This is a genomic window from Celeribacter sp. (assembly GCF_048259695.1).
Taxonomy (GTDB): Bacteria; Pseudomonadota; Alphaproteobacteria; order Rhodobacterales; family Rhodobacteraceae; genus Celeribacter.
Genome location: NZ_JBLXHL010000042.1, coordinates 1 through 6,677, shown reverse-complemented (window position 1 = coordinate 6,677; position 6,677 = coordinate 1). Strand labels below are relative to the sequence as shown.

The 6,677-nt window shown below is 55.6% G+C and carries 5 protein-coding genes; 4 read left to right on the top strand and 1 reads right to left on the bottom strand.

Going from position 1 to position 6,677, the window contains the following annotated elements; genetic code table 11:
• The coding region (locus ACN0Q0_RS17250) for a magnesium chelatase domain-containing protein (protein ID WP_417244443.1) at positions 1–703 on the bottom strand (703 nt) is incomplete at its 3' end.
• 485 nt (positions 704–1,188) lie between these two features.
• Here ACN0Q0_RS17250 and ilvG point away from each other — a divergent pair.
• The 4 genes from ilvG to ilvA are packed head-to-tail and all read left to right on the top strand — an operon-like array spanning position 1,189 to position 6,522.
• Entirely contained in the window at positions 1,189–2,835 is a 1,647-nt protein-coding gene (gene ilvG, locus ACN0Q0_RS17245) for an acetolactate synthase 2 catalytic subunit (RefSeq protein WP_136487749.1), read from the top strand.
• Positions 2,836–2,847: 12 nt separating this feature from the next.
• Positions 2,848–3,132 carry an acetolactate synthase 2 small subunit gene (ilvM, locus tag ACN0Q0_RS17240; protein ID WP_136487748.1) on the top strand — a complete coding sequence of 95 codons (285 nt, stop codon included), beginning with the start codon at positions 2,848–2,850 and terminating at the stop codon, positions 3,130–3,132.
• A gap of 12 nt (positions 3,133–3,144) precedes the next feature.
• Positions 3,145–4,986 (top strand): dihydroxy-acid dehydratase, encoded by a 1,842-nt coding sequence (gene ilvD, locus ACN0Q0_RS17235; RefSeq protein ID WP_136487747.1) that lies wholly within the window; start codon positions 3,145–3,147, stop codon positions 4,984–4,986.
• Between the two features lie 3 nt (positions 4,987–4,989).
• The gene (gene ilvA / locus ACN0Q0_RS17230) at positions 4,990–6,522 is read left to right on the top strand and encodes a threonine ammonia-lyase, biosynthetic (RefSeq protein ID WP_136487746.1); all 1,533 of its coding nucleotides are present in this window, start codon (positions 4,990–4,992) and stop codon (positions 6,520–6,522) included.
• Positions 6,523–6,677 lie beyond the last annotated feature (155 nt).

The following is a 6,677-nucleotide window of genomic DNA, read 5'->3' as shown; positions in this document are numbered from 1 at the left end:
GCAGATCGCACAAGCCCGAAGCCAGCATGGTTTTGCCAGTCCCGGGCGCGCCGAGGAACAGTAAATTATGATTACCGGCTGCCCCTGTCTCCACCGCGCGCTTCCCCTGGTGCTGGCCAATTATATCCTGCAGGTCGCGACTCGCTTGCGGGACACTCTCGGTCGCCTCACTCTGAAACAGTGACAAGCTCTGCTGACCGCACAAATCCGCGCACACCTCCAGCAGAGTCTGCGCCGAGCGATGGCGATCCGCGCCGACTAAGGCCGCCTGATCGCCATTATAATGCGGCACCACCAAATGACGCCGGGCCTGATTAGCCGCGAGCGCCGCCGGCAGGACACCTTTTACGCTGCGGATTTCTCCCGACAGCGCCAGCTCACCGATAAATTCATGCTCATTCAGCTTACTGTCCGGGATCTGCTCTGAGGCCGCGAGAATACCGAGCGCAATCGGCAGGTCAAAACGGCCGCCCTCTTTAGGCAGGTCCGCCGGGGCCAGATTGACGGTAATCCGCTTGGCCGGAAATTCAAATTTGGAATTGATGATCGCACTGCGTACCCGGTCGCGCGACTCTTTAACAGTGGTCTCTGGCAGTCCGACCAGAGTAAAACCCGGCATACCGTTACTGATGTGCACTTCCACAGTCACCTCCGGAGCCTGAACGCCGATACTGGCCCGGCTGTGAATAATCGCAAGTCCCATGTCTATCCTTAGTGATTGATTAAAAACCATTCAGCCCGGCTATTCGCTTGCTTACTCCGCGCCTGACTGGTTATATAACCCGGCGCACAAAAATCGGAATATGAAAAAAGAATGAGTTTTTGCTTGTCAGATAACGGAAATGTGTGTTACCACTAAGGACGCAAACACTTTCGTACTCAGGTACGACAATTATTCAGAATAAGTAAGATGAATTTATACGCCCGTTTCAACTCTCTGATTAGCCTTATTATCGTGGTCCTGATTATGACCGCGCGGGGGCTTGTGGGCGCAAAATAAAGACCAGATTCAAACAACCCCCGCACTGAAAAGTCCGGGGGTTTTTTTGCAACTGAATAGACTTAAAAAAGCACATACTGATGATAATTTACTCAGTATAATAGGAAGAATGGGAGCCCGCACATGACGTGCAAGCACAACACAACAACACAAAACAGCGAGTCGGATCGCTGCCAGGGAGGCCTACGATGACAGGTGCACAATTAGTCGTAGCCGCATTAAGACAGCAGGGAATCAAAACCGTTTTTGGTTACCCCGGCGGCGCCATCATGCCCATCTATGATGCATTGTATGATGGTGGTGTTGAGCACATTCTGTGCCGACACGAGCAGGGAGCAGCTATGGCCGCTATCGGCATGGCAAGAGCCACACAGGACGTGGCAGTATGTATGGCCACTTCCGGCCCAGGCGCCACCAACTTAGTCACCGGCCTGGCCGATGCTTTCCTTGATTCCGTTCCTCTCGTTGCTATTACCGGTCAGGTTGCCAGTTCCCACATCGGCACCGACGCCTTCCAGGAAATGGATGTGATCGGTATGTCTCTGTCCTGTACCAAACACAGTTACCTCGTTACCGATATTAATGAACTGGCACCAACGCTGGCTGAAGCGTTCGAAGTGGCCAAAACCGGCCGCCCTGGCCCGGTCATCGTTGATATCGCTAAGGATGTGCAACTGGCTCAGGCGCCGACCACCGTCCTGCCTGCCTTTACTCCACCAGCCATGCCACAAGTCACCGCAGACCAGCTGAGCGAAGCTCAGGCACTGCTGGCACAGAGCAAGCGTCCGGTGCTGTATGTCGGCGGCGGCGTACAACTGGCGCACGCCACGGAAACGGTACGCGAATTCCTGCGCTTAAACCCGATGCCTTCGGTCAGCACCCTGAAGGGCCTTGGCACCATCGAACGTCACGACCCGCACTACCTCGGTATGCTGGGCATGCACGGCACTAAAGCCGCTAACCTGGTGGTCCAGGAAAGCGATCTGCTGATCGTGGTCGGCGCCCGTTTTGATGACCGCGTGACCGGTAAACTGGATACGTTCGCCCCGCACGCTAAAGTGATTCACATCGACATCGATGCGGCTGAATTCAACAAACTGCGTCAGGCGCACGCCGCGCTGCGTGGTGACATCAATGTCATCCTGCCACAGCTGGAGCTGAGCCACGACATTTCACCCTGGGTTCACCACAGTGAAAGTCTGCGCAGTGGGTTTAAGTGGCGTTACGACCACCCGGGCGAGCCGATTTTCGCTCCGCTGCTGCTTAAGCAGTTGTCTGACATGATGCCGGACAGCACGATGGTCTCAACCGACGTCGGCCAGCACCAGATGTGGGCTGCGCAGCATATTCAGCCGCGTCAGCCACAAAACTTTATCTCTTCCTCGGGCCTTGGCACCATGGGCTTCGGTCTGCCGGCCGCGATGGGCGCGGCAGTAGCCCGTCCTGACGACCAATCCGTTCTGGTGACCGGTGACGGTTCATTTATGATGAACATCCAGGAGCTGGGTACGCTGAAACGCCGCCAGATCCCGGTCAAGATGGTACTGCTCAATAACCAGCGTCTGGGCATGGTACGTCAGTGGCAGTCACTGTTCTTTGACGGCCGCCACAGCGAAACCATTCTCGATGACAACCCGGATTTCATCATGCTGGCTAAAGCTTTTGATATCCCTGGTAAAACCATCACCCGTAAACAAGAAGTGGAACCGGCACTGCAAGAAATGCTGGCCAGTAAAACCGCTTACCTGCTGCATGTTGCCATCGACGAAGAAGAAAACGTCTGGCCGTTGGTACCGCCGGGCGCGTCCAACAATGACATGTTAGAGAACACCTAGGAGACGCTCACTATGCAAAGATATCTACTCGACATTAAAGCAGACGACAAACCGGTCCTGCTGGAGCGTGTACTGCGTGTCGTGCGTCACCGCGGGTTCATCATTCGTCAGGTTGCCGCCACTCAGAACCATGAAAGCAGAATTGCCAGCGTGGAGATCATCGTCGACAGTGATCGACCAATCACCACCCTGACCAACCAGATTGAAAAATTATGGGACATTCGCAGCGTCGACGTTACGCCGATCAAAAGCAACGAACTCCCAAACAACAATTTACAGCAAAAAATTTGCGCTTAAGGAAGAGACAATATGCCTAAGTATCGTTCGGCGACCACCACTCACGGTCGCAACATGGCAGGTGCCCGTGCACTGTGGCGCGCCACTGGCGTTAAAGATGAAGATTTCGGCAAGCCGATCATCGCCGTGGTGAACTCGTTCACCCAGTTCGTCCCCGGCCACGTTCACCTGAAAGACCTGGGTCAGATGGTGGCACGTGAAATCGAAGCGGCTGGCGGTATCGCCAAAGAGTTCAACACCATTGCGGTCGATGACGGCATTGCGATGGGTCACGGCGGCATGCTGTACTCACTGCCATCACGTGAACTGATTGCCGACTCGGTGGAATACATGGTCAACGCGCACTGTGCCGATGCCATGGTGTGTATATCCAACTGTGACAAAATCACTCCGGGAATGCTGATGGCGTCGATGCGCCTCAACATTCCGACCATTTTCGTGTCCGGTGGTCCGATGGAAGCGGGTAAAACCAAGCTGTCTGATCAAATCATCAAGCTCGACCTGGTCGATGCCATGATTCAGGGCGCCGACCCGAAAGTATCCGATGAGCAGAGCGAACAGATTGAACGTTCAGCGTGTCCGACCTGTGGTTCATGTTCCGGTATGTTTACCGCCAACTCGATGAACTGCCTGACCGAAGCGCTGGGCCTGTCCCAGCCGGGTAACGGTTCACTGCTGGCCACCCACGCCGACCGTCAAGAGCTGTTTTTGAGCGCTGGTCGCCGCATCGTCGAGCTGACCAAGCGTTACTACCAGCAGGATGACGAAACTGCCCTGCCGCGTAATATCGCCACCAAAGATGCGTTTGAGAACGCGATGGCACTGGATATCGCCATGGGCGGTTCAACCAACACGGTACTGCACCTGCTGGCCGCAGCACAAGAAGGTGAAGTGGACTTCGACATGACGGATATCGACCGCATGTCACGCCTGGTTCCGCACCTGTGTAAAGTGGCGCCGTCGACACAGAAATACCATATGGAAGATGTGCACCGCGCCGGTGGCGTAATGGGCATTCTGGGCGAGCTGCAACGTGCCGGCCTGCTGCACGATGACACTCGCACTGTACTTGGCCTGTCGCTGGCTGAGCAGCTGGCGCAGTACGATGTGATTCAGACCGACGCTGAAGAGATCAAAACCTTCTTCCGCGCTGGCCCGGCCGGGATCCGTACCACGCAGGCATTCTCACAGGACTGCCGCTGGGACACGCTGGATGACGACCGTGAGCAAGGTTGTATCCGCACCAAAGAACACGCCTTTAGTCAGGATGGCGGTCTGGCGGTGCTGAAGGGCAACATCGCCCTGGACGGTTGTATTGTTAAAACCGCCGGTGTAGATGAAAGTATCCTGAAATTCGAAGGCCCGGCGGTGGTATTCGAAAGCCAGGAAGATGCGGTTGAAGGCATCCTGGGCGGTAAAGTGAAATCCGGTGACGTGGTGGTAATCCGCTACGAAGGACCAAAAGGCGGCCCGGGCATGCAGGAAATGCTCTACCCGACCACTTACCTCAAATCCATGGGGCTGGGTAAAGAGTGTGCGCTGCTGACTGATGGCCGCTTCTCCGGCGGTACCTCTGGCCTGTCGATTGGTCACGCTTCACCGGAAGCCGCCAACGGAGGTGCCATTGGCCTGGTGAAACAGGGCGATCGTATCGCGATCGACATTCCGAACCGCTCGATTTCACTGCTGATCTCAGATCAGGAACTGGAACAGCGTCGCAAGCAGCAGGATCAAATCGGCTGGCAGCCGGTTGACCGCCAGCGTGAAGTTTCATTTGCACTCAAAGCTTATGCCAGCATGGCAACCAGTGCTGACAAAGGTGCGGTGCGAGATAAATCTAAGCTAGGAGGCTAGCTTATGACGCTCACCCAACAAACCGGCGCAGATTATCTGCGCCAGGTATTGCGTGCTCCGGTCTACGAAGTGGCCACCGTCACGCCGTTGCAGGATATGCCGCGTTTGTCAGCGCGTATCGGCAACCAGGTACAAATTAAACGTGAAGACCGTCAGCCGGTGCACTCGTTTAAGCTGCGTGGTGCCTACAACATGCTGGCCAACCTGACCGAAGAGCAGAGAAACGCCGGGGTGATCGCTGCCTCAGCCGGTAACCATGCCCAGGGCATGGCTCTGTCCGGCACCAAACTGGGCGTACCAGCCACGATCGTGATGCCGCGCACCACACCCGATATCAAAGTGGCGGCCGTACGCGGCTTCGGTGGTAACGTGGTCCTGCACGGCAGTAACTTCGACGAAGCCAAAGCGGAAGCGGAGCGCCTGTCGGCCGAATTCGGCTACACCTTCGTGCCACCGTTCGATCACCCGCTGGTGATCGCCGGGCAAGGCACCATCGGCATGGAAATGCTGCAGCAGAACGGCCACCTCAACTACATTTTTGTCCCGGTAGGCGGCGGCGGTCTGGCGGCTGGTGTCGCAGTGCTGGTCAAACAGCTGATGCCGGAAGTGAAAGTGATTGCGGTTGAACCGGAAGATTCGGCCTGCCTGAAAGCTGCGCTGGATGCCGGAGAGCCTGTGGTGCTGGATCAGGTCAGCATGTTTGCTGACGGTGTTGCAGTAAAACGGATCGGCGATGAAACCTTCCGTCTGTGTCAGCAGTATCTGGATGGCCACATTACCGTATCAAGCGATGAAATCTGCGCCGCAGTGAAAGATATTTTCGAAGACACCCGTGCAATTGCTGAACCTTCGGGCGCACTGGCGCTGGCTGGTCTGAAAAAATACGCCGAGCAGTATGAACTCAAAGATCAGAAACTGGCCACCGTGCTGTCTGGTGCTAACACCAACTTCCACGGCCTGCGTTATGTGTCAGAACGCTGTGAACTGGGCGAAAAACGCGAAGGCTTGCTGGCAGTCACAATTCCGGAGCGCAAAGGCGCGTTCTTTGAGTTCTGCCAGATCATCGGCGGCCGGGCGGTGACCGAGTTCAACTATCGCTACAGCGATGACGAACTGGCTAACGTATTTGTCGGTATCCGCCTGCTCGGCGGTCCGGAAGAGCTGAAAACCATCATCAGCGAACTACGCCAGTCCGGCTATCCGGTTCAGGACTTGTCCGATGATGAAATGGCCAAGCTGCACATTCGCTACATGATTGGCGGACGTCCGTCCAAGCCACTCAAAGAGCGCTTGTACAGTTTTGAGTTTCCGGAATACCCGGGCGCGCTGCTTAAATTCCTCAGCACCCTCGGTACCCACTGGAACATCAGCCTGTTCAACTACCGTAACCACGGGGCCGATTACGGCCGTGTACTGTGTGGTTTTGAACTCGATGCTGACGATCTGAGCCGCTTCTCGGCGCACCTGGTCGAACTGGGCTATCAATATAAAGACGAGACCGATAACCCGGCCTATCGTTTCTTCCTCGCCAAATAGCGATGTCACCCTGCCTGCAGCCACCGCCCGCGGTGGCTGTTTTTTTGGTTCATCGCGGATTAGCGGGAACTTAAAACAAAAACGGTAGTAAGTGATAAGGTTACATCGCCAAACACAACCTTACACAAACTACCGTTTTCATGCCGAATCATACT

What these genes read in the sequence shown, in the direction of transcription:
- ilvG (WP_136487749.1), top strand. Translation starts at nt 1,189, where the DNA reads ATGACAGGTGCACAATTAGTCGTAGCCGCATTAAGACAGCAGGGAATC.
- ilvM (WP_136487748.1), top strand. Translation starts at nt 2,848, where the DNA reads ATGCAAAGATATCTACTCGACATTAAAGCAGACGACAAACCGGTCCTG.
- ilvD (WP_136487747.1), top strand. Translation starts at nt 3,145, where the DNA reads ATGCCTAAGTATCGTTCGGCGACCACCACTCACGGTCGCAACATGGCA.
- ilvA (WP_136487746.1), top strand. Translation starts at nt 4,990, where the DNA reads ATGACGCTCACCCAACAAACCGGCGCAGATTATCTGCGCCAGGTATTG.